This window comes from Nonomuraea ceibae (assembly GCF_019396325.1).
GTDB lineage: Bacteria > Actinomycetota > Actinomycetes > Streptosporangiales > Streptosporangiaceae > Nonomuraea > Nonomuraea ceibae.
Genome location: NZ_JAHKRO010000042.1, coordinates 1 through 20,156, shown reverse-complemented (window position 1 = coordinate 20,156; position 20,156 = coordinate 1). Strand labels below are relative to the sequence as shown.

Below are 20,156 nucleotides of genomic sequence, written 5' to 3'. Positions count from 1 at the left end.
TGGAGGGACCATGCGTTACCGCGCTCTCGGCGGCACCGGCATCGAGGTGAGCACGCACTGCCTGGGGACGATGATGTTCGGCTTCGTGGCCAACCGGGACCACGACGAGTGCGCCAGGATCATCCACACGGCGCTCGACGCGGGCGTCAACTTCGTCGACACGGCCGACATGTACTCGGCGGGCGAGTCGGAGGAGATCGTCGGCAAGGCGCTGGCCGGGCGGCGCGACGAGGTGGTCCTGGCCACGAAGGTGCACTTCCCGATGGGCGAGGGGCGCAACCGGAGCGGCAACTCGCGGCGGTGGATCGTCATGGCGGTCGAGGACAGCCTGCGGCGGCTGCGCACCGACTGGATAGACCTGTACCAGGTGCACCGGCCGGACCACACGACCGACGTCGAGGAGACGCTGGGCGTGCTCGGCGACCTGGTGCGGGAGGGGAAGATCCGGGCGTTCGGCTGCTCGACGTTCCCGGCGGAGCAGATCGCCGAGTCGCACCACGTGGCCGAGCGGCGCGGGCTGCCGCGCTTCCGCACCGAGCAGCCGCCGTACTCGCTGCTGGCGCGCGGCGTGGAGGCGTCGGTGCTGCCGACGTGCCAGAGGTACGGAATGGGCGTGCTGACGTGGAGCCCGCTGGCGTCGGGGTTCCTGACGGGCCGGATCCGCAAGGGCGGGCCGATCGACCTGTCCAGCGGCCGGGCCCGCATCACCCCGGCCCGGTTCGACCCGGCGATCCCGGAGAACCAGGTCAAGCTGGACGCCGTCGAGCGGCTGATCGAGCTGGCCGACGACCTCGGCTGCACGCTGCCGGAGCTGGCCACGGCGTTCCCGCTGGCGCATCCCGCCGTCACGTCCGTGATCATCGGGCCGCGCACGCCGGCCCAGCTCGAAGCGAGCCTGAAGGGCGCCTCGCTCGTCCTCGACGACGCGGCGCTGGACCGCATCGACGAGATCGTCCCGCCCGGCGTGAACCTGTACCAGCCGGACGGGGCGTGGCGCCCTCCGTCGCTCACGGACCCGGCTCTGCGCCGCCGCCCGCTCGGCGACCGGCCGGCCGCCTAGCGCGGCTCGATGACGCCCTCCCGCACCAGCCTGTCGAGCGTGGCGGCCATCGCCTTGGCGTCGTTGAGGTGCGGGAACGGCTCGTCGGGGACGTCACGGCGGAGGAAGCGGCACAGCGGCTCCCAGCCCTCGCGCACGTCGAACACCAGCAGCCGGTCCGCCGGCAGGCTCGCCCGGACCTTGTCCACGTGCCGCTCGAAGGCGGCCAACGCGACCTTCTCCTCCGGCATGCCGTCGGTGAAGGTCCAGTCGTCGAGGCCGAACACGTCCCGCCCGATCTCGGTGAGGAGCGGAGTGATCAGGTCCATCCTGCCGAACACCGCCGCGGCGGCCTCGGGCAGGTCGGGCGGCAGCTCGCGGCCGGGGCCCTCGGCCATGAGCGTGCCCATGCTCACGTACCAGGCGTGCGGGTCGCGTACGGTCAGGACGACCTTGGCGTCGGGGAACGCCTCGGCCTGGGAGCGGTAGAAGTGGGAGGCCGGCCAGTCCTGGGAGGAGCGGTAGCCGTCGAACACCCGGGCCCAGTCGGGCTCGCCGCCGCCGGCCAGCGGCGCCCAGCGCTCGGCGATGCCCGGCTTGGTCATGACGTCGAACATGTGGAAGCAGGGCCCGAACCCCAGCCGCTCCAGCGCGGCCTTCATCGAGCTCGTCCCGGTGCGCGGGAACCCCGCGCCGATCACCTCTAACATGTTGGGCCTCTCGCTCTCGGGAATGCCTACTCCCATTAGAGACGCAAGAGGCCCGCAATGTGACAGGAAGTCAGCGAGTCGGGTCAAACGCCCGCAGCGCCTCGGGCTGCTTGCCCGTGGTGATCTGCTCGGCGAGCATGCGGCCGGTGGCCGGGCCGTGGGTCAGGCCCCACATGCCGTGGCCGCCCGCGACGTAGATGCCGGGCACCCGGGTGGCGCCGATCAGCGGCATGCCGTCGGGGGTGACGGGACGCGGGCCCACCCACGTGTCGGTGCGCTCCTCCCAGTGCACGCCGGTCAGCAGCGGCTTGGCGGAGGCGATGATCGCGTCCACGCGGCGCTGGAAGAGCGGGGCGTCCGGGTCGCGGAACTCCATCGTGCCCGCGACGCGCAGCTTGCCCTGGTACGGGGTGCAGGCGACGCGCACGGCGGGCAGGTAGATCGGGCCGCGCACCGGCTCGTCCGTCGGCACGGTGAAGGAGTAGCCGCGCCCGGCGCGTACCTGGGTCCGCACGCCCCACTCCTTGGCGAGCCGGTTCAGCCAGGCGCCGGTGGCGAGCACGACGGCGTCGGCCTTGACGCTGTCGCCGTTGGCGGCGCGCACGACCTGCTTGCCGCCCTCCTGGTCCACGCCGGTCACGGTGAAGCCGTCGCGGATGACGCCGCCGCGCGCGGTGACGGCGTCGGCCAGCGCGTGGGTGAACGCGCCCGGGTCGACGTAACGCTGCCCGTCGAGCCGGATGCCCGCCTCGGCCTGCACGGAGAGCTGCGGAGCCTGCTTGCGCAGCTCGGCGCCCTCGAAGGCGGCGTAGCGGATCTCCAGCCCGGAGTCGTTGATGCGGCGCAGCTCGTGCAGCAGCGAGACGGCCTGCTTCGGGGTGCGGAAGGCGGCCATGATCGGCGCCTCGACGGTGGGGGCCTCGACGCCGCTGGCGGTGAGGACGTCGAACGCCTCCAGGCACTCCTCGTTGAACGGGAGGTTGGCCCGGACGGCTCGGCCCCAGTCCTTCCAGTTGCAGTGCAGCGCGAACCGGGTCAGGAACGCCCACAGCCCCACGTCGGGCGTCGTCGGCACGTGCAGCGGCGCGTCCCGGTCGAGCAGGGAGCGCAGGCCGTAGCGGAGCACGCCGGGCTCGTTGAGCGGGATGGCCAGGCCGGGCGACAGCCAGCCCGCGTTGCCCCAGGAGGAACCGGCCGCGACCCCGTCACGGTCGACCACGGTCACCTCGACGCCGCGCTCCTGCAGGAACCAGGCGGTGGACAGGCCCACCACACCGGCGCCGATCACCACTGCCGTTCGCGGCCCGCCGTCGATACGCATTGCCACCCTCTCCGCTCTGTCGCGTTACACCTGCAGGATCGCCCGTAGGACGCGAGAACGGTTCATCTGCGTGCGACAACCGGGGGGCCGTCGTTTGTCCGGCCAGGACAACGCGGCCCGGCTAGGGCGACGCGGCGGCCAACGCGATGATCATCGCCAGTCGCTTCTCCGGCTGGTCGAGGCCCAGATCGGTGATCGCGGTCATCTTCCTGAACCGGTAGCGCACGGTGTTCGGGTGCACGCCGAGCCGGGTGGCGGCCACGGCCAGATCGCCCTGCGCCTCCAGCCAGGCGCGCAGCGTCTCGATGTAGCGGGTGCCATGCTCGGCGTCGTGCCTGGTCAGCTCGGCGACGGGGCCGCGCGCCGGGGTGCGGCCCGCCGACGCCGCCGCGCGCAGCCGCTGGAGCAGGATCGCGTCCCACGACTCGTCGTAGACCACGGCCAGGTCGCCGTCGGGCCGGGCGGCGCGCAGGGCCAGGCTCTCGTCCGCCTCCTGCCTGCTGGCGGGCAGCTGCGCGGGCACGGCCGGGCCGCCGACCCCGGCCATCAGCGTGACCCGGCGCGGCAGCACGTGCGCGATCGCGGCCACCCAGTCGCGGGCGGGCGTCGGCTCGCCGCCGCTGGGCAGCACCGTGTAGAGCGTGTTGCCGAACAGCGCGCTGCGCCCCGGCCGCGACCAGCCGAACCCGGTCGTGGCCCGCTCGAACGCCATCAGGATCGCGGCGTGCGCCTCGTCGCCGACGTGCGCCTGCAACGCGATCACCCGGAACTGGCCGCCGGGCAGCCCCAGCCGGCTGATCAGCGCCGGGGCGTCGGCGGTGCCCTCCAGCAACTGGATGACCAGGTCGGACTCCACCTGCCGCTCCAGGTCGGCGCTCACCCGCGAGCGCAGCAGGTGCAGCGCGACGGCCCGGGCGCCGTCGGCCAGCACGGTCAGCGGCACGCCCTCCAGCGGACGCTCGCACTCCACCCAGATCGACCCCAGCAGCTCGCGCCCGGCCCGCACGGCCACCACCATCCGGCCGCGCAGCCCGTGCTCCGGTGACGGCGCCACGAACACCGGCTCGTCGGAGGTCGCCAGGTGGCGGAAGACCCCTTTGCGCGCCAGCAGCCGCCGCATCGAGTCGGGCACCCGGCGGCCCAGGATCGTCTCCAGCCGGACGGGGTCGGAGCTCTGCTGGGAGCCCGAGTAGGCCAGCACCCGCGACATCTGGTCCTCGATCGTCACCGGGTTGCCCAGCTCGCCGGCCAGCGTGTCGGCGAAGGCGAACAGGTCGGTCGGGCCGCGGCCCGCCTCGGTCTCGCGTCCCTCCAGGACCAGGCCGTACACCACGCCGAGGAGCTGGCTCCAGGACACCTCGGGGTCGACGGCGAGCACGGCCATCCCGGCGTCGCGGGCGCCGGTCAGCGCCTCGTCGTCGCCCGGGACGCCCTCGCGGACCAGCACCACGACGGCTCTGGCGGCACGGGCCAGCCGGATCGCCTCGGCGGTCGACTCCACGCCCACCGCCAGGTACACGTCACCGCCGGCCGGCCGGTCGTCGGCCGGATCGTGGACGACGACGCTGCGCAGCTCGACGCCCCGGGAGGCGGGCGCCAGCCGCAGCCGCGCGCCGTAGCCTCCCAGCACGTTCACCAACCGGTCCAGCTTCAGCATCCGCGCAGCGTACACGCAGGATGCCCGCGGCGGAGGTCAGCCGCAGTTGGCGAGCCTGCCGCGCTTTCCGACGGCGGTGGCGTAGTTCCGCGTGCCGTTGGTCGTCTTGCCCTCGAAGTCGACGCACTGGCCCTTGCCGTAGCCGATGGCGGCGGCGTAGTACTTGTACGTCCTGGCCGTCAGCGTGCCCGGGTCACGGTACGCGCCGCCGCCCTGCACCTTGAGGATCGCCTGGGTGTAGGTGGACTTGCCGGCGTACCTGGTCTTGATCATGGCGACGCAGTTCTGCTGGCTGGCGCGGTTCCACATCAGATAGACGTGACCCCACGTCGAGCCGCGGTGCTTCACCGCACGCTTGTTGTCGCTCACATGCGTCCAGCCGCCCCGTCCGGACTGCTCGGCGCACGCGGCCTCGGGGGTGTAGGCGGCGGCCATCGCCGGCGCCGGGTGCAGGAGGACCGTGCCGGCGCCGAGCATGGCTGCCAGGGCGAGGGCCTTCTTACGCACGTGGTACGTCCTTTCATCGGGAACGAAGCGAGATCATGTTTGCATATGGATGATCCTCTTTGTGGGGTTTTGGGGTAGGGGAAAGTCCACCTGAACGCTCCTCATGCCCTCACTGACCGGAGATGTCCGTTCTCCATAGGCTGCACGACATGTCCAACGCCTGGTCCGCGCTCCGCGGCTCCCCCTTCAGGTTCCTGACGTCGCGCTGGCCGTGGCGTGGCCTGGTCTACACCCTCGTCCACGCCCTGCTGTGGGCGCCGGGGGTCGTGGCCGTGAGCCTGCCGCTGCTGTTCCCGTTCTGGGCCGCGTACATGGCCAGGATCGAACGCCGGATGGTGCGGCTGGCCGGGTTCGAGGCCATCCCCCGGCCGCCGGGCCCGGGCGGGCTCGCCAGGCTCCAGCAGCCGATGTTCTGGCGGGAGGTGGCCTTCGCGGTGGTGCAGCTCGCGACCGGGCTGCTGTCCGTCGTGTTCCTCGCCGTGGCGGCCGCCCTGTCGGTGCTCTGGGTGGTCGTGGCGCTCGTCGTGTTCACCGCGATCGAATGGCAGACGCGGCCCGAGCCGCTGGAGCTCACGCTCGCGCTCGCCGCCAGCCTCCTCGCCACCGTGGCGCTGCCGTACGTCTCGACCCTGCTCGCCTGCGGGCAGAGCTTCCTGGCCACAATGCTGCTCTCCCCCCGGATGGACGAGCTTCAGTCGCAGGTGACGTCGCTGGCCAGGGCCAACATCGCCGAGCTGGAGCGGTTCGAGGGCGAGCGGCAGCGCATCGAGCGCGACCTGCACGACGGCACCCAGCAGCACCTGGCCACCGCCGCGATGCGCCTCGGCATGCTCGAACTGGAGCTGCGCGAGTCCATCCCCGCCGGGCCCAGGCAGGACGCCGCGCTGGAGTCGCTGGAGGCCGTCAGGCGCGAGAACGAGCTGGCCCTCGACACCCTGCGCGACGTCGTGCACGGGCTGCGCCCCCGCACGCTGATCGACGACGGGCTCGGGGCCGCGCTGCGCGAGCTGGGGCACCGCATGCCGGTGCCCGCCACGGTCGAGGCCGACGGTGTCGGACGGCTCCCGCTGCCGGTCGAGTCGTCGCTCTACTACATCGCCAGCGAGGCCGTCGCCAACGCCGTCAAGCACGCCATGCCCGACCGGATCCACGTCACGCTGGCCGCTCCCGGCGACCGCATCGTGCTGACCGTCACCGACGACGGCCTCGGCGGCGCCAGCTCGGCGCGCGGGACCGGGATCGTCGGCATGTACGAGCGGGCCGCGATGCTCTCCGGCGACCTCGTCGTGGACAGCCCGCCCGGCGGCCCCACGAGGATCGTCGCCGACATCCCCCGCCCTCGATGAGCGACAATGGGATCATGCGTGTGGTGATCGCCGAGGACGCGGCCCTGATGAGGGAAGGGCTGGTCGCCCTGCTCCAGCGCTTCGGCCACGAGGTCGTCAGCGCCGTCGAGGACGCCGACGAGCTGCTGCGGGCCGTCGCCGAGCACCGCCCCGACGTGGTGATCACCGACGTGCGGATGCCGCCGCGCAACCTCGACGACGGGCTGCGCGCCGCCCTGGAGATCCGCGCCGCCCATCCGGGCATCGGCGTCCTGGTGCTGTCGCAGTATCTCGGCGACGCCTACGCGGCCAAGCTCATCGCCGAGCCCCGGGGCGGCGTCGGCTATCTGCTGAAGGACCGCGTGGGGCGCGTGACCGACTTCATGCACTCGCTCGACGTCGTCGCGGGCGGCGGGATCGTCATCGACCCCAAGGTCATCGGCCACCTGATGGCCGCCAACCGCCCGCGCGCCATCGACACGCTGAGCGAGCGCGAGCGCGAGGTGCTGGGCCGCATGGCCGCCGGGGAGAGCAACAGCCACATCGCCGCCGGGCTGCACGTCACCGAGGGCGCGGTGGTCAAGCACATCGGCAACATCTTCGCCAAGCTCGGCCTCCAGGCGGAGGACGGCAACCGGCGGGTCCTGGCGGTGCTCACCTACCTCCAGGCGGCCGACGAGCCGCGCATCTAGGCTGGTCCCCATGCGCACTGTGGTGATCGGCGCCAGCGGGCACATCGGCACCTACCTGATCCCCCGGCTCGTCGAGGCGGGACATGACGTGGTGGCCGTCAGCCGCGGCCGGCGGGGCCCCTACACCCCGCACGGCGCCTGGCGGAAGGTCACCACGGTGGTCGCCGACCGGGAGGCGGAGGAGGCGGCCGGGACGTTCGGCGCGCGGATCGCCGGCCTGGGCGGCGACGCCGTCATCGACCTGATCTGCTTCGAGGAGTCCAGCGCCCGGCAGCTCGCCGAGGCCCTGGCCGGGCGGGTGCGGCACTTCCTGCACTGCGGCACGATCTGGGTGCACGGGCCCAGCGAGCAGGTGCCGACGACGGAGGACCGGCCCCGGCGGCCGTTCGGCGACTACGGGATCAAGAAGGCGGCCGTCGAGTCCTACCTGCTGCACGAGAGCGGGCTGCCGGTCACCGTGCTGCACCCCGGGCACATCACCGGGCCCGGCTGGGTGCCGGTCACCCCGGCGGGCAACGTCGATCCCGCCGCGTTCCAGACGCTGGCCGACGGCGACGTGCTGACGCTGCCCAACCTGGGGCTGGAGACCGTCCAGCACGTGCACGCCGACGACGTGGCCCGGCAGTTCACGGCCGCGCTGGCCGCCCGCTCGGCCGCCGTCGGGGAGAGCTTCCACTGCGTGGCCTCCTCCGCGCTCACGCTGCGCGGCTACGCCGAGGCGGTGGCCGGCTGGTTCGGGCAGGAGGCGCGGCTGGCGTTCCTGCCGTGGGAGCGGTGGCGGGAGACCGTGCCGGAGCCGGACGCCGAGATCACCTACGACCACATCGCGCACAGCCCGCACTGCTCGATGGCCAAGGCCGAGCGCCTGCTCGGCTTCCGCCCCCGCTACACGCCGCTGGAGGCGGTCGCCGAGGCCGTCGACCGGCTGATCCGCGACGGGATCATCCGCGCGCCCGCCTAACGCAGCCGGGCCACCGTGACCAGGGCCATCACCAGGTGGACCACGGCCACCAGGAGCACGGCCGCGACCGCGACCGGCAGCGGCGGCAGGACCCAGGCCGCCGCCGCACACGCGACGCCGACCAGCGTCGTCGCCAGCCCGCCCGGCCGTTGCGCGCGCTTCCACTCGCGGGCCGGCGCCTCCGGCAGGTCCGGAGTGACCCTCGGCAGCGCCCGGCCCAGCGCGACCAGCAGCAGGCCGAGGGAGGCGGCCATGATCTGCTCGATCGGGACCGCGTACCCGGCGGTCCAGACGAGCAGTCCCGTGTGAAGGACCAGCAGGAACGGCGGCAGCGTGCCGAGCACCACGCTCAGCGCGGCCCGCGACGGCGTGAGCGTGAACAGCGTGTTCAGGACCGCCGGGGCCCGCCGCCCCACCACGACGCCCGCGCCCAGGGCTGCCACGACGAGCACCAGCGCGGCCGGGAGCGCCCCGGCGGCCAGGAGTCGCGGCACCCGGACCCCGGCCCGGTCGGGCGTGGCCTCCCTGGTCGTGATCAGCTCCGGCAGCGCGTCCCACAGCGCCCAGCTCACGGCCAGCATGGCGGCCAAGGAGAGCGTGGCGATGACGGCTCCTGTCCTGGGGAAGTTCATGGCACCGACCGTAGGTCCGCGGCCTACGGTCGGAACATCCGCTTTTTGTCATGTGCCGGATGTCATCTGCCCGCCCCGCGCGGCCCGCCGTATGCTGCGAGCATGCGGGGCTGGACGGAGTTCGACGGCGACCGGGCCCCGGTGGCGCTGGAGATCACCTTCTGGGGCGCCGCGCTGCTCAGCGCGCTCATCTACCTGGCGACCCTGCACCCCGACATCCGGCCCGGCCTGGCGGCACAGCCGCTGATCTCGGCACTGTTCTGGATCGGCGGCGCCGCCCTGCTCGCCGCGTGCGTGCTGTGGTTCTTCCTGCCGTGGCGGGCCTCGGCGCCCGCCCGGCGCAAGGCCGTCACCGTGCTGTTCCTGGGCGCGAGCCTGCTCATGATGTCCGCGGGCAGCATCACCACGCTGCTCATCTCGTGCCTGGCCGTGGGCAACGCGCTCGTCGTGTTCGGCATGCGCGGCGCGGCGCTCTACCCGGTCCTGACCGGGCTGCTGCACTTCGGGGCCGGCCTGGTCAACCCGGCGCAGACGCTGTTCATGGCCGTGGTCAACGGGCTGCTCGCGATGTTCCTCTGCCTGGTGATCGTCCTGGTCATGATGGCGTTGCTGGAGGCGCACCGGCAGGCCGTACGGACCCGGCGCCTGCTGGTGGAGCTGGAGGAGGCGCACGCCGCGCTGCGCCGCCACGCCGAGCAGGCGCGTGACCTGGCCGTCGCCGACGAGCGCGCCAGGATGGCCCGCGACATGCACGACAGCGTCGGCCACCACCTCACGGTCATCAACATGAGCTTGGCCAACGCCCTGCGGTTCCGCACCGCCCGGCCCGCCTCGGCGTGGGACGAGGTGCGCCAGGCGCAGGAGCTGACCCTCGACGCGCTGAACGACACCCGCCGATGGGTCCGCGCGCTCAAGCCGCTGCGCATGGAGGGCCGCACCGGCGCGGCGGCGATGGAGCTGCTGGCCGCCTCGTTCCGGTCGGCCGACCTGGAGGTGGCGTTCACCGTGGACGGCGAGTGGCCCGCCGTGGCCGAGGGGCACGAGCTGGTCTGCTACCGGGTGCTGCAGGAGGGGCTGACGAACGTGCTGCGGCACGCGCGGGCCCGCCGCGTCGAGGTCGCGCTCGGCTGCGCGCCCCGGGAGGTCACGGTGACGATCGCGGACGACGGCGACGGCGCCGACCCGGCGCGCGTGGCGGAGGGCTTCGGCCTGCGCGGGCTGGAGGAGCGGCTGGCCGGGATCGGCGGCGTCCTGCAGATCGACAACCGGCCCGGCGACGGATTCGCGCTGACCGCGACGGTGCCCGCGTGATCCGCGTCCTGCTGGTCGACGACCAGATCCTCATGCGCGAAGGGTTGCGCAAGCTGCTGGAGATCGAGCCCGGCATCGCCGTCGCCGGAACGGCCCGCAACGGCCTCGACGCCCTCGAACTGCTCGCCGGGACGGCCGCGGACGAGCGTCCGCACGTCGCGCTCGTCGACGCCCGGATGCCCGTGATGGACGGGGTCGAGCTGGTGGGGCGGCTGCGCACGGATTTCCCCGGCATCGCGGCGATCATGCTGACCACGTTCGACGACGACGCGTACATCTTCGGCGGGCTGCGCGCCGGCGCCCGCGGCTACCTGCTCAAGGACACGCCGCCTGACGAGCTCGTCGGCGCCGTGCGACGGGTCGCCGCCGGGGAGACCGTGCTCGGCGGGCCCGCGGCCGCGCGGCTGGTCGCCGCGCTGCGGCAGGACGAGCCGCCCGCCGCGGCGCCACTCACCGGGCCGCTCACCGGGCCGCTCACCGGGCCACTCACCGGACCACTCACCGGGCCGCTCACCGGGCGCGAGCTGGAGGTGGCCCGGCTGGTCGGCCTCGGCGCGACCAACCGGGAGATCGCCCGGCGGCTGGACATCTCCGAAGGCACGGCCAGGAACCACATCTCCAGCTGCCTGCGCAAACTCTCCCTGCGCGACCGCACTCAGCTCGCCGTGTGGGTGACCCGGGGCTACTGACCGGCCTGTTCCAAAGGTTTGGCCGCCGCCAGGGCGCGCAGGAGCTGCTGCCTGCGCTCGGCGAAGGCGGCGCCGATCCGTTTCAACCGCTTGTCGCCTGCCGTCCTGGCCAGCAGCGGCAGCATCGTCGTCTCCTCCTCCCGCATGTGCGGGACGATCGACTCGGCCAGCAGCTCCAGCGTCTCCACGAACCCGGCCGAGCCCGCCTCGGCGCGCCGCAGCGCGTCGAGCAGGACCTCGGCCTCCTTGTGTGCTTCCAGCCCGTGATGGGCGTCGATGCCGGGATAGACCCGATCCTCCTCGGCGCGAGCGTGCGCGGTGAGAAGAACGTGCAGCTCGGCCACGGTGTCCCGGCGCTCGCCCCGCTCCGCCTTGAGCCGGTCGAGCAGTGCTTCCACCCGCCGGTGATCAGCGGTGATGAGGGTGATGACGTCGGCAGCCATGGCAACGGGACTACCCCGGCCCCGGCCGCCCAACCTCAGCGGCCCAGGCGCAGGCTCTCCACCGGGTGCGGGCCCTCGGTCTCCAGCCGGTACTCCTCGCCCGACTTGCTGCGGTTCTCCTCGATGACCCGCTCCGACGGCGGCTTCTCACCGCCCATGATCGCGTCCTGCATCTTCTCGAACCGCTCGTGGGCCTCCTGCACGTAGCCGGTGCCCAGCGTCGTGTAGTCGATCTGCGTGGCGATCAGCTCGCGCAGGTACGCCTTGTTCGGCTCGAACGTGACCGGCGTCGGCAGCGCCGGGGCCACCACCTGCTCGGGGTCGCGGCCGTCGTGCTTCTTGAACAGCTCGGCGGCCAGCCGCAGGTGCTCCAGCTCCATGTTCAGGTGCAGCTCCCAGATGGCCTTCACCTTGGGGTCGGACTCGGTCTCCATGAACGAGTGGTAGAGGTAGCACTCGTTGTACTCGTGGTTGAGCAGCATCTCCCACCAGCTCTCGCCCGGGTCGACCAGCGACTCGTAGTGGGTGACGTGCTCCTCCTCGATGAGCCCGATCTCCTGGTAGAGCTGGCGGGCGATCGGCTCCATGTAGGTGGGGCCGACGTTCATGTAGAAGTTCATGGTCTGCTGCTCGGCGGCCATGATGGTCAGCGCGTGCAGCTTGGAGATCGGCTCGGTGCTGCTCTTGTCGTACGGCTCGCGTACGTTGTCGACGGGGTCGCGGTGGTGCAGGTACGTCGGGCGGCCCGGCATCACCTCGGTGAGGTCGTCGACGATCTTCTCCGCCTTGCGGTGCTCGATCATCTCGTACAGGTTGGCGTACCGGTAGAGGTGGTCGAAGTCCTCCAGGACGCCGAACTGGTAGGCCTGCTTCAGATACGGGTCGGGCTCCATGCGGGCCACCCAGGCCGTCAGGTCGACGGCCACCTGCTCGTAGGCGAGCGTGGTCTCCAGGACCGAGGAGACTCCCGGCAGCAGCCAGTTGACCGCCTTCTGCTGCTGCGCCTCGATGTAGCGGACCCGGGCGAGCTGCTGCTTGAGCTCCAGGTCGGGGCAGTGCCGGGCGAGCTGGTGGCTGAAGAGGATCGCCTCCACCTCGATCCCGTTCATCGCGATGATCCGGCACCGGGTGTACGGGTCGGCGTGGTCGGGGTCGATGGGCATGACGTTCAGCTCGCGCCAGTTGCGTAGCTGCTTGTCGAGCGGGATGCCCCGCTCTTGGAGTGGGTCGAAGGTCATGGGCGCGACCTACCCGGGGGCATTTCGGACAATCTCCCCGCCACGCCTGGGGACGGCCTGCGGTTGGCAAGGCGAGGCGTGACCAGCGCGTCCGAGGGTAGGCAGCCGCCGTATTCGAGAGGAGATCCACTCATGGCGACCGATACCGAGACCGACGTCATCGAACTGCTGCTGGCCCAGCACGGGATGATCAGAAACCTGTTCGACGAGGTCGAGCAGGCCCCCGCCGGGCAGCGTGGCGAGGCGTTCACCCGCCTGGTGCGGCTGCTGGCCGTGCACGAGACGGCCGAGGAGGAGATCGTCCACCCGTACGCCCGCCGCAAGATCGACGGCGGTGACGGCATCGTCGACGATCGCCTGGCCGAGGAGAACCAGGCCAAGAAGCTCCTCCAGCAGATGGACAAGGCCGGGCCGGACGCGCCCGACTTCATGGAGAACCTGCTGGTGCTGCGCGCCGCCGTCGAGGCGCACGCGCGCAGCGAGGAGCGCTACGAGTTCGCCGAGTTCCGCGCCCGCACCAGCGAGGCCGAGCGGCGCGCGCTGGGCGCCGGGCTCCGGGCCGCCGAGGCGATGGCGCCGACGCACCCGCACCCCGGCACCGAGTCGGCGACCAAGAACCTGCTCATGGGCACGCCGGTCGCGATGATGGACCGGGCGCGCGACGTCATCCGCCAGGCGATGGGCAAGCGCCCCTGACCGCGGTCACGGCTTGCGCGCCACCGCGCCGACGAAGGTGTGGTACGTGATGCCGAGCTCGGCCTGTTCGTCCCGCCTGTCGGGCCGCCATTCCGGCAGCGGGACCAGGCCGGGCTCCAGCAGTTCGAGGCCGTCGAAGTAGGCGAGGATCTCCTCCCTGGTGCGCCACCGGCCGGTGCCGAGCGTCTCGTTGAAGATCTTCTCGGCCGAGCGCGCCTGCTCCGCCACCTCGGGGTGGGCCCGGCCCGGATTGTGGAAGTGGGAGATCGCGAGGTGGCTGCCCGGCGCCAGGGCCGCCATCAGCCGGGCGACGATGCCGCCCGGGTCCTCGTCGTCGGCCAGATGGTGCAGGATGCCGAACAGCAGCAGCCCCACCGGCCGGGTGAAGTCGATCAGCCCCCGGACGTCGGGGTGCGCCAGGATGGCCTCGGGCTCACGGATGTCGGCCTCGATCACGGTCGTGCTGGCGTCCACGGCCAGCAGCGCCCGGCCGTGCACGAGCACGATCGGGTCGTGGTCCACGTAGACGATGCGGGCGCCGGGCGTGATCGCCTGGGCGACCTCGTGCACGTTGCCCTGGGTCGGCAGCCCGGAGCCGATGTCGAGAAACTGGCGGATGCCGGCCTCGCCCGCCAGATGGCGGACCGTGCGCCGCAGGAACTGCCGGTTGGACCGGGCGGCCTCGGGGGCGTCGGGCGCGACCTTCAGCGCCAGTTGCGCCACGTGGCGGTCGATCTCGTAGTTGTCCTTGCCGCCGAGCATGAAATCGTAGACGCGGGAGACGCTCGGTCTGTTGATGTCGATCCCTTGTGGCGCGCGCTCCTGCTCGTTCTCGGGCACTGGCGGGCTCCTTCGGAGGTCCAGGGGGCGATGTGCGTGATCATAACCTTTCGCCCGGCCCACCTCGACGGGCTAATCCCGGCCGGGCACGACCAGCCCGGTCTCGTACGCGATCACCACGAGCTGCGACCGGTCGCGGGCCGCGAGCTTGCCCAGCAGGCGGCTGACGTGCGTCCGGGCGGTGGCCGGGCTCATCGACAGCACCCGGGCGATGTCGTCGTTGGAGCGGCCCCGGCCCACCTCGGCCAGCACCTCGCGCTCCCGCTCGGTGAGCGCGTCGAGGCGGCCGGTCTCCAGCGGCGGGCTGCCGGCCGCCGCCGCGCGCATCACCCTCCGGGTCACGCCCGGCGACAGCAGCGCCTCACCCGCCGCGACCACCCGCACCGCCTCGCGCAACTGCTCCGGCGTGCTGTCCTTCAGCAGGAACCCGGCCGCGCCCGCGCGCACGGCGTCGAGCACGTTCTCGTCGGTGTCGAACGTGGTCAGCACGATCACCTGGACCCGGCGCAGCTCAGGGTCGGTGATGATGCGCCTGGTCGCCTCCAGCCCGTCGCCGCCGGGCATGCGGATGTCCATGAGCACCACGTCCGGCTTCTCCCGGACGGTCACCGCGACGCCCTCGGGCCCGGTGCTGGCGTGACCGACCACGGTGATGTCGCCCGCCCGGTCGAGCAGGGCACGCAGCCCCTCGCGCACCAGGTGCTGGTCGTCGACCAGGACGACGCGGATCACGTCCGGTCCCCGTAAGGCACGCGCGCCTCCACCTCGAACCCCTCCGACGGCCGCGAGCTCACCCGCAGGGTGCCGCCCAGCAGCCCCACCCGCTCGCGCATCCCCATGATCCCCCACCCGCCGTCCAGCCCTTCGCCCTCGCCTGGCGCCCCTTTGCCGTCGTCGAATCCCCCCTTGCCCTCGCCGGGGCCGCCCTTGCCGTCGTCGGCCACCCTGACGACCAGGGCCTCCTCCCCGTACGCGAGCTCGATCTCCACCCGGTGGGCCTCGGCGTGCTTGAGCACGTTGACCAGCGCCTCCTGGACCACGCGGTAGGCGGTCGCGTCGGCGACGGCGGGCAGCGGCACCGGCGTGCCGCGCACGCTGACCCCGACCTCCAGCCCGGCCTCGCGCGCCGGCCGCGCCAGCTCGTCCAGCCGGCCGAGCCCCGGCACCGGAGCCAGCCGGCCCTGGTCGGCGAGCGGCGGCTCGCGCAGCGCCCGCAGCGAGGCGCGCAGCTCGGCGACCACGTCGCCGCAGGCGTCGCGGACCACCGCCAGCGAGCGTTCGGCGGCGTCGGGGTCGTCGCGCAGCGCCTCGCGGGCCACGTCGGTGTGCAGCGAGATGACGGAGATCGTGTGGCCCAGCAGGTCGTGCAGGTCGCGGGCGATCCGCAGCCGCTCCTCGCCGACCCGGCGGGCGGCCTCCCGCTCGCGTTCGGCCCGCGCCGCACGGGCCTGCTTGTCGAGCTCGGCCCGCCAGCCGCGCCGTGACCGCACGGTGTCGCCCAGCGCGATCACCGCGGCCATCAGGCCCACCGACGTGGCGAGCTCGAACCCGTACAGATAGGCGGGGTCGTCGCCGTGGGCGGTGCGCGCGGTCGTGGAGATGACCAGCAGCGCGACGGCCGTGCCGACGGCCCACCGGAGCTTGCCCTGCTCGGCCGCCGAATAGAGGGCCGCCGCCACCGGCACGGCCAGCCCGACGGGCGGATAGGACAGCAGGTAGTAGACCAGCAGGGCGGCGGCCGTGACGACGAGCGTCGCCACCGGCCAGCGACGGCGCACGAACATCAACCCGCTCAGCAGCAGCCCGAACCCGTAGGCGGCCACGGGCGGCTCCGCCCCCGCCGAGCCCACGTTGGCGCTGATCGCGGTGCCGACCACGACGAGCACCACCATGGCCAGCCCCAGGTCGGCCGCCTGCTGCCGTCGCTCGCCCCGGATCGTCACCGCCTCCTCCGCCCTAGTCGTCACCCGGCCGCAGCCCCGGCACCAGCCGCGACAGCACCCAGCCGACCGCGCCCACCGCGGCCCCCACCGCCAGCCCGGTCATCAGGCTGCTGCCGAACGCGAACGCCCGCAGCAGCAGCCCCTCGACCGCCGGTGACAGCGCGCCCGCCAGGTTGCCGCCGAGCGAGGGCGGGTCACCGCCGAACGACTCGGCCCACAGCACCTGGTGGGTGAGTCCCAGCAGCACACCATAGGCCGCGCCGATCGCCAGCAGCGTCATGAACGCGTTGGGCACGCGTTTCCACAGCACGACCGCCAGCCAGACGGCGATCGGCACGAACACCAGCAGCGCGTTGACGGACGGGCCGACAAGCCGCAGGTCGTGCGCGACCACCCGGGGCACGCCGAGCGCGGCCAGCCCGACGACGGCTACCAGCGGAAGCCCCAGACCCTTGGCACTCATCTCGACCGGATCCTTCCTGGTAGGAGGCTTCGAGGCTAGGTCCGGGGCGGGGTCCGGGACATCGGTCTCGCGACCCCTTTCGCCTACGCGTCTGTACGTATCCGTCCCGCTTCGCCGTACGTCGCGGGTCGGCCGAAGGATGTACGCCCGGGTCGGTCGGGCGCAGGATGTGGCCGGTCGCGCCAGGCGGGAGGATCGGGGGATGACGATCGGACTGATGCTCACCCTGGCCGCGCTGGCACTGGTCGACAGCACCAGCTTCGGCACCCTGGGCATCCCGGTCTACCTGCTGCTGACCACGCGGACGTCACGGCTGCTGATCTACCTGGTGACCGTGGTCGGCTTCTACTTCCTGGTGGGCGTCGGGCTCATGCTCGGCCTGTCCACAGTTGTGGACAACTTCGGGCAGGCGCTGGAGAGCCAGGCGGCCCGCTGGGTGCAGTTCGCGCTCGGGGTGGGGCTGTTCGCGCTGAGCTTCCGGTTCGACCCGAAACGCCGGGCCAAGCTCGGCAAGCCGGAGCGCCGCTTCGAGCCCCGGGCCGGCGGGCCGCGCACGATGGTGATGCTGGCGCTGACCGCCGGGCTGCTGGAGGTGGCCACCATGCTGCCCTACCTCGCCGCCGTCGGGATCATGACCACCGCCGAGCTGCCGCCGGGCGTGTGGGTGCCGCTGCTCGGCGCGTACGTGCTGGTCATGATCGTGCCGACGCTGGTGCTGCTCGCCCTGCGCACGGCGGCCGGGGAGTGGCTGGAGCCGAAGCTGGAGCGGCTGCGGGCATGGCTGGCCAAGCACTCGGCCTCGATGGTGAGCTGGACCCTGGCCATCGCCGGCTTCCTGCTGGCCAGGGACGCCGCCGTTCCGCTGTTCTTCGCCTAGGCGAGGCGTCCTTCTCCTGGTCAGGCGCTCGCGCCGCCGTCGGCGACCAGGTCGTGGCCCAGCACGAAGGCCGACTCGGGCGCGGCCAGCCACAGCACCGCCGCGGCGATCTCCTCCGTCCGGCCGACCCGGCCGATCGGGAGCTGCGCGGCCATCCGGGCGTCGCGGTCCTCGGCGGTCTCGCCCGGCCGCATGCTCATCGGGGTGTCGATCGGGCCGGGGCTGATCGCGTTGACCCGGACGCCGTCGGCGGCGTGGTCCAGCGCGGCGGCCCGGCTGAGCGCGCTCACGGCGGCCTTCGACACGGCGTACGCGCCCAGGCCGGGCAGCCTGCGGTGAGCGCCGATGTTGGAGGCCATGTTGACGATCGCGCCGCCGCCGTGCGCCCGCATGTGCGCGATCTCGGCCTTCATCGACAGGAACACCCCCGTCACGTTGGCGTCCATGAGCGACGACCACGCGGCGGGGTCCACGTCGGCGAGCGGGCCCACCGCACCGAGCACTCCCGCGTTGTTGAAGGCCACGTCCAGGCCGCCGTGGCGCTCGACGGTGGTGGCGACCATGCGGGCGGCGTCGTCGGCGCTGGTCACGTCGGCGGTCACCCAGTCGGCCCGGCCGCCCTCGGCCTGGACGCGCTTGGCCGCCTCGGTCAGCCTGGCCGCGTCACGCCCGGCGAGCACCACCGTGGCGCCCTCCGCCGCGAACGCCCGCGCCGTGACTCCGGCGATGGCCCCGGCGCCGCCGGTGATGAGAACGATCTTGCCGTCGAATCGCGTCATGATGTCTATTCCTATCAGAATGATCGGTTTTTAAAATGAGCATGGGTTCATCACCCAAGCAGGACCAGAGCCTGGCGGGCCGCGTCACGCAACCGGTCACCGTTGCCCTCGGTGCGGCCCAGCACGCGCATCCCCTGCAGAAGCACCAGCAGCAGCCTGGCCAGCGCCTGCGGGTCCCGGTCGGCCGGCAGCTCGCCCTGCGCCCTGGCCCGCACCAGCGCCGACGTCAGCGTCGACTCCAGATGCCGCCAGCTCGACTCCACGAACCGCCCCGCCTCCGGATCGCGCGCCGCCAGCTCCACGGCCGTGTTGACCACCATGCAGCCCAGGTGGCCCTCGGCCGAGTCCTCCGCGTACGACCAGATCAGCTCCCGCAGCGCCGGCAGCACCGGGCCGGGCTGCGACAGGGCGTCGGTGATGTTCGGGTCCTGCGTCCGCAGATAGCGGCCCAGGGCCTTGAGGTAGAGCTCGTGCTTGCCGCCGAACGTGGCGTAGATGCTCGCCCGCGCGACACCCAGGTGCTCGACCAGATCCGCCATCGACGTCGCCTCGTAGCCGCGCTCCCAGAACAGCTCCTGCGCGCGCCGCAACGCGACCTCCGGATCGAACTCCTTCGCCCTCGCCATGCCCAGACCCTATGCCTTTCGAGAACGATCGGTCAACATAACGCCCATTGCGGCCAGCTCGTCCCTGCCCTCGGCCTCCCGGCCCGGCACCAGAAGCAACGTCCGCGCCCGCTCGTACTGCGCCCCGACACTCTCCCACCCAGCCACCGCCCGCTCCAACGCCTCCACCCCCGCCCCAGACCCACCGGGCCCACCCTGACCCCCGGATCCGGACGCTCCGGCCGAGCGGGCCGCCAGCCGGCCCTCGGCCCGTGCCAGGCAGGCCGCCGCCCAGGCGTTCTCCCGCCCCACCGGCTCCGCGGCCGCCAGCCACTCCGCCGCGTCCGCCCGGCCCGCCACCACGGCCAGCTCCGCCCGCGCCGCCACGGCGTACCCGGCGAACATCCCCCCGGCCCGCCCGCCGAGATCCACCTCAGCCAGCGCCCCACCCACCCGATCAGCGCCCTCGCCGTCGGCGATCCGATCCGTGGCCGTACGCGCGTCGCTGAACGCGAACAACGCCACCAGCCTCGTCCCGCCGACCGCCTCCGCCCGGCCACGCCACCCCAGCGCCCCCGCCGAGTCCCCCAGCAGATCGCAGGCCAACCCCATCCAAGCCAACGCCGGAGCCATCCACCGGCCCGGCGGCGTCTCCATCCGCGCCTGGCTCTCCCACATCTCCACGCCCAGGGCCAGCGCCTCCCGGAACGCCCCGGTCAACACCAGCGGCGCGATGAGCCGGCTCCTCGCCAACGCCGGATGACCGCCGGTGACGTCATCCCGCATCGCCTCCCCCGCGATCTCCAACGCCCCAGGCAGGTCGCCCACGGCCACGGCGTAGACCGAGGCCGTGTGCAGGGAGTCGACGATCTCGATGCCCGAACGCGGATCGTACGGGTCCATCGCCGCCCGCAGCACGAGCCGCTCCCTGGCCGTCCCGTACGCCTCCCGTAGCCGCCCCTCCCCGGCCGCCTCCAGCACCACCCCGTCCATCGCCCCGCTCACCAGCACCGCATCCCCAACAGCCTCAGCCGCCCCCAACGCCCACCGCGCCAACGACCCACCCTCCCCCAACCGCTGCTCCCGAGGCGCGACGGAGACGGCAGGCTGCTCCACCTCCGCCGGAGGGGCGGTGGAGGGGACGGGCTGCTCGGACTCCACCCGGGGAGCGTCGGAACCTGCGACCCCCGCCGAAGACGGGGCGGAGCTGCCCGGGTGCACCTGGCCCACCGGAGGGGCAGCGGGCCGCGCGGTGCCCGCCGAAGGCGTGGTGGAGCTGCCGGGCCGCGCCTGATCCACCGGAGGCGCGGCAGAAGCGGCGGGCCGCGCAGCCCCCGCCGGAGAGGTGGGGGAGCCGGCCGGGTGGGTCTGGCCTGCTGGAGGGGTGGGCTGTGTCGGTCCCGTTGAAGGGGGGTGGGGGGTCAGGGG

General features: G+C 73.0%; 22 protein-coding genes. 8 read left to right on the top strand and 14 right to left on the bottom strand.

The genetic code is table 11. The features are described 5' to 3' along the window. Nucleotides 1–10 precede the first annotated feature (10 nt). On the top strand, nucleotides 11–1,060 hold the full coding sequence (locus tag KME80_RS24625; protein WP_219508500.1) for an aldo/keto reductase: 1,050 nt from the start codon (nucleotides 11–13) through the stop codon (nucleotides 1,058–1,060). On the opposite strand, the gene KME80_RS24620 is transcribed toward KME80_RS24625, so the two are convergent. From KME80_RS24620 to KME80_RS24605, 4 genes are all read right to left on the bottom strand, one after another. Next, entirely contained in the window at nucleotides 1,057–1,749 is a 693-nt protein-coding gene (locus KME80_RS24620; protein WP_219508499.1) for a sulfotransferase family protein, read from the bottom strand. The two genes, KME80_RS24625 and KME80_RS24620, sit on opposite strands and share 4 nt — an antisense overlap. A gap of 70 nt (nucleotides 1,750–1,819) precedes the next feature. After that, complete coding sequence (locus KME80_RS24615) at nucleotides 1,820–3,070, bottom strand: NAD(P)/FAD-dependent oxidoreductase (protein WP_219508498.1); 1,251 nt, start codon at nucleotides 3,068–3,070, stop codon at nucleotides 1,820–1,822. A 121-nt stretch (nucleotides 3,071–3,191) separates the two neighbouring features. Continuing rightward, the gene (locus KME80_RS24610) at nucleotides 3,192–4,727 is read right to left on the bottom strand and encodes a PucR family transcriptional regulator (protein ID WP_219508497.1); all 1,536 of its coding nucleotides are present in this window, start codon (nucleotides 4,725–4,727) and stop codon (nucleotides 3,192–3,194) included. Nucleotides 4,728–4,763: 36 nt separating this feature from the next. Next, nucleotides 4,764–5,234 (bottom strand): hypothetical protein, encoded by a 471-nt coding sequence (locus tag KME80_RS24605; RefSeq protein WP_219508496.1) that lies wholly within the window; start codon nucleotides 5,232–5,234, stop codon nucleotides 4,764–4,766. A 149-nt stretch (nucleotides 5,235–5,383) separates the two neighbouring features. On the opposite strand from KME80_RS24605, the gene KME80_RS24600 reads away from it, so the two are divergent. The 3 genes from KME80_RS24600 to KME80_RS24590 are packed head-to-tail and all read left to right on the top strand — an operon-like array spanning nucleotide 5,384 to nucleotide 8,212. Next, nucleotides 5,384–6,580, top strand: coding sequence for a sensor histidine kinase (locus KME80_RS24600; protein ID WP_219508495.1), 1,197 nt, complete (start codon nucleotides 5,384–5,386; stop codon nucleotides 6,578–6,580). 14 nt (nucleotides 6,581–6,594) lie between these two features. Then, nucleotides 6,595–7,251, top strand: coding sequence for a response regulator transcription factor (locus KME80_RS24595; protein ID WP_219508494.1), 657 nt, complete (start codon nucleotides 6,595–6,597; stop codon nucleotides 7,249–7,251). Between the two features lie 10 nt (nucleotides 7,252–7,261). Further along, the gene (locus KME80_RS24590; protein WP_246645726.1) at nucleotides 7,262–8,212 is read left to right on the top strand and encodes an NAD-dependent epimerase/dehydratase family protein; all 951 of its coding nucleotides are present in this window, start codon (nucleotides 7,262–7,264) and stop codon (nucleotides 8,210–8,212) included. Here KME80_RS24590 and KME80_RS24585 read toward each other — a convergent pair. Next, on the bottom strand, nucleotides 8,209–8,844 hold the full coding sequence (locus KME80_RS24585; protein WP_219508493.1) for a hypothetical protein: 636 nt from the start codon (nucleotides 8,842–8,844) through the stop codon (nucleotides 8,209–8,211). The genes KME80_RS24590 and KME80_RS24585 overlap by 4 nt on opposite strands. A gap of 102 nt (nucleotides 8,845–8,946) precedes the next feature. Between KME80_RS24585 and KME80_RS50635 the strand changes: the two genes are divergently transcribed. Together KME80_RS50635 and KME80_RS50630 are read left to right on the top strand one after the other, a co-directional pair. Beyond that, the gene (locus tag KME80_RS50635; protein ID WP_246645723.1) at nucleotides 8,947–10,155 is read left to right on the top strand and encodes a sensor histidine kinase; all 1,209 of its coding nucleotides are present in this window, start codon (nucleotides 8,947–8,949) and stop codon (nucleotides 10,153–10,155) included. Between the two features lie 32 nt (nucleotides 10,156–10,187). Further along, nucleotides 10,188–10,844: a response regulator gene (locus tag KME80_RS50630; protein WP_246645742.1), complete on the top strand. Its 657-nt coding sequence runs from the start codon at nucleotides 10,188–10,190 to the stop codon at nucleotides 10,842–10,844. Here the strand turns inward: KME80_RS50630 and KME80_RS24575 are convergent. Both KME80_RS24575 and KME80_RS24570 read right to left on the bottom strand, forming a co-directional pair. After that, nucleotides 10,838–11,287: a hemerythrin domain-containing protein gene (locus tag KME80_RS24575; RefSeq protein WP_219508491.1), complete on the bottom strand. Its 450-nt coding sequence runs from the start codon at nucleotides 11,285–11,287 to the stop codon at nucleotides 10,838–10,840. The genes KME80_RS50630 and KME80_RS24575 overlap by 7 nt on opposite strands. Nucleotides 11,288–11,322: 35 nt before the next feature. After that, nucleotides 11,323–12,525 carry a hypothetical protein gene (locus KME80_RS24570; RefSeq protein ID WP_219508490.1) on the bottom strand — a complete coding sequence of 401 codons (1,203 nt, stop codon included), beginning with the start codon at nucleotides 12,523–12,525 and terminating at the stop codon, nucleotides 11,323–11,325. Between the two features lie 132 nt (nucleotides 12,526–12,657). Between KME80_RS24570 and KME80_RS24565 the strand changes: the two genes are divergently transcribed. Continuing rightward, entirely contained in the window at nucleotides 12,658–13,221 is a 564-nt protein-coding gene (locus KME80_RS24565) for a hemerythrin domain-containing protein (protein WP_219508489.1), read from the top strand. Nucleotides 13,222–13,227: 6 nt separating this feature from the next. Here the strand turns inward: KME80_RS24565 and KME80_RS24560 are convergent, their stop codons facing one another. The 4 genes from KME80_RS24560 to KME80_RS24545 form a co-directional block, all read right to left on the bottom strand. Continuing rightward, a complete protein-coding gene (locus tag KME80_RS24560; RefSeq protein WP_219508488.1) occupies nucleotides 13,228–14,061 on the bottom strand; it encodes an SAM-dependent methyltransferase in 834 nt (277 codons plus the stop codon). 72 nt (nucleotides 14,062–14,133) lie between these two features. Further along, nucleotides 14,134–14,793: a response regulator gene (locus KME80_RS24555; RefSeq protein WP_219508487.1), complete on the bottom strand. Its 660-nt coding sequence runs from the start codon at nucleotides 14,791–14,793 to the stop codon at nucleotides 14,134–14,136. Next, entirely contained in the window at nucleotides 14,790–16,028 is a 1,239-nt protein-coding gene (locus tag KME80_RS52820; protein WP_219508486.1) for a sensor histidine kinase, read from the bottom strand. Before KME80_RS52820 ends, KME80_RS24555 begins: the two co-directional genes overlap by 4 nt. Further along, entirely contained in the window at nucleotides 16,018–16,467 is a 450-nt protein-coding gene (locus tag KME80_RS24545) for a hypothetical protein (RefSeq protein WP_219508485.1), read from the bottom strand. The genes KME80_RS52820 and KME80_RS24545 overlap by 11 nt, the downstream gene beginning before the upstream one ends. Nucleotides 16,468–16,669: 202 nt before the next feature. Between KME80_RS24545 and KME80_RS24540 the strand changes: the two genes are divergently transcribed. Next, nucleotides 16,670–17,344 carry a GAP family protein gene (locus KME80_RS24540; RefSeq protein WP_219508484.1) on the top strand — a complete coding sequence of 225 codons (675 nt, stop codon included), beginning with the start codon at nucleotides 16,670–16,672 and terminating at the stop codon, nucleotides 17,342–17,344. 20 nt (nucleotides 17,345–17,364) lie between these two features. Here the strand turns inward: KME80_RS24540 and KME80_RS24535 are convergent, their stop codons facing one another. From KME80_RS24535 to KME80_RS24525, 3 genes are read right to left on the bottom strand one after another with little or no spacing between them, the layout of a single operon-like run. Beyond that, complete coding sequence (locus KME80_RS24535) at nucleotides 17,365–18,123, bottom strand: SDR family NAD(P)-dependent oxidoreductase (RefSeq protein WP_219508483.1); 759 nt, start codon at nucleotides 18,121–18,123, stop codon at nucleotides 17,365–17,367. A gap of 50 nt (nucleotides 18,124–18,173) precedes the next feature. Continuing rightward, nucleotides 18,174–18,749, bottom strand: coding sequence for a TetR/AcrR family transcriptional regulator (locus KME80_RS24530; protein ID WP_219508482.1), 576 nt, complete (start codon nucleotides 18,747–18,749; stop codon nucleotides 18,174–18,176). 9 nt (nucleotides 18,750–18,758) lie between these two features. Further along, nucleotides 18,759–19,733, bottom strand: a complete 975-nt coding sequence (locus tag KME80_RS24525) for a hypothetical protein (protein WP_219508481.1) — start codon at nucleotides 19,731–19,733, stop codon at nucleotides 18,759–18,761. Nucleotides 19,734–20,156: the final 423 nt, after the last annotated feature.

What these genes read in the sequence shown, in the direction of transcription:
- KME80_RS24530 (WP_219508482.1), bottom strand. Translation starts at nt 18,749, where the DNA reads ATGGCGAGGGCGAAGGAGTTCGATCCGGAGGTCGCGTTGCGGCGCGCG.
- KME80_RS24600 (WP_219508495.1), top strand. Translation starts at nt 5,384, where the DNA reads ATGTCCAACGCCTGGTCCGCGCTCCGCGGCTCCCCCTTCAGGTTCCTG.
- KME80_RS24610 (WP_219508497.1), bottom strand. Translation starts at nt 4,727, where the DNA reads ATGCTGAAGCTGGACCGGTTGGTGAACGTGCTGGGAGGCTACGGCGCG.
- KME80_RS50630 (WP_246645742.1), top strand. Translation starts at nt 10,188, where the DNA reads ATGCGCGAAGGGTTGCGCAAGCTGCTGGAGATCGAGCCCGGCATCGCC.
- KME80_RS24590 (WP_246645726.1), top strand. Translation starts at nt 7,262, where the DNA reads ATGCGCACTGTGGTGATCGGCGCCAGCGGGCACATCGGCACCTACCTG.
- KME80_RS50635 (WP_246645723.1), top strand. Translation starts at nt 8,947, where the DNA reads ATGCGGGGCTGGACGGAGTTCGACGGCGACCGGGCCCCGGTGGCGCTG.
- KME80_RS24540 (WP_219508484.1), top strand. Translation starts at nt 16,670, where the DNA reads ATGACGATCGGACTGATGCTCACCCTGGCCGCGCTGGCACTGGTCGAC.
- KME80_RS24570 (WP_219508490.1), bottom strand. Translation starts at nt 12,525, where the DNA reads ATGACCTTCGACCCACTCCAAGAGCGGGGCATCCCGCTCGACAAGCAG.
- KME80_RS24625 (WP_219508500.1), top strand. Translation starts at nt 11, where the DNA reads ATGCGTTACCGCGCTCTCGGCGGCACCGGCATCGAGGTGAGCACGCAC.
- KME80_RS24615 (WP_219508498.1), bottom strand. Translation starts at nt 3,070, where the DNA reads ATGCGTATCGACGGCGGGCCGCGAACGGCAGTGGTGATCGGCGCCGGT.
- KME80_RS24620 (WP_219508499.1), bottom strand. Translation starts at nt 1,749, where the DNA reads ATGTTAGAGGTGATCGGCGCGGGGTTCCCGCGCACCGGGACGAGCTCG.
- KME80_RS24575 (WP_219508491.1), bottom strand. Translation starts at nt 11,287, where the DNA reads ATGGCTGCCGACGTCATCACCCTCATCACCGCTGATCACCGGCGGGTG.
- KME80_RS24535 (WP_219508483.1), bottom strand. Translation starts at nt 18,123, where the DNA reads ATGACGCGATTCGACGGCAAGATCGTTCTCATCACCGGCGGCGCCGGG.
- KME80_RS24585 (WP_219508493.1), bottom strand. Translation starts at nt 8,844, where the DNA reads ATGAACTTCCCCAGGACAGGAGCCGTCATCGCCACGCTCTCCTTGGCC.
- KME80_RS24565 (WP_219508489.1), top strand. Translation starts at nt 12,658, where the DNA reads ATGGCGACCGATACCGAGACCGACGTCATCGAACTGCTGCTGGCCCAG.
- KME80_RS24545 (WP_219508485.1), bottom strand. Translation starts at nt 16,467, where the DNA reads ATGAGTGCCAAGGGTCTGGGGCTTCCGCTGGTAGCCGTCGTCGGGCTG.
- KME80_RS24595 (WP_219508494.1), top strand. Translation starts at nt 6,595, where the DNA reads ATGCGTGTGGTGATCGCCGAGGACGCGGCCCTGATGAGGGAAGGGCTG.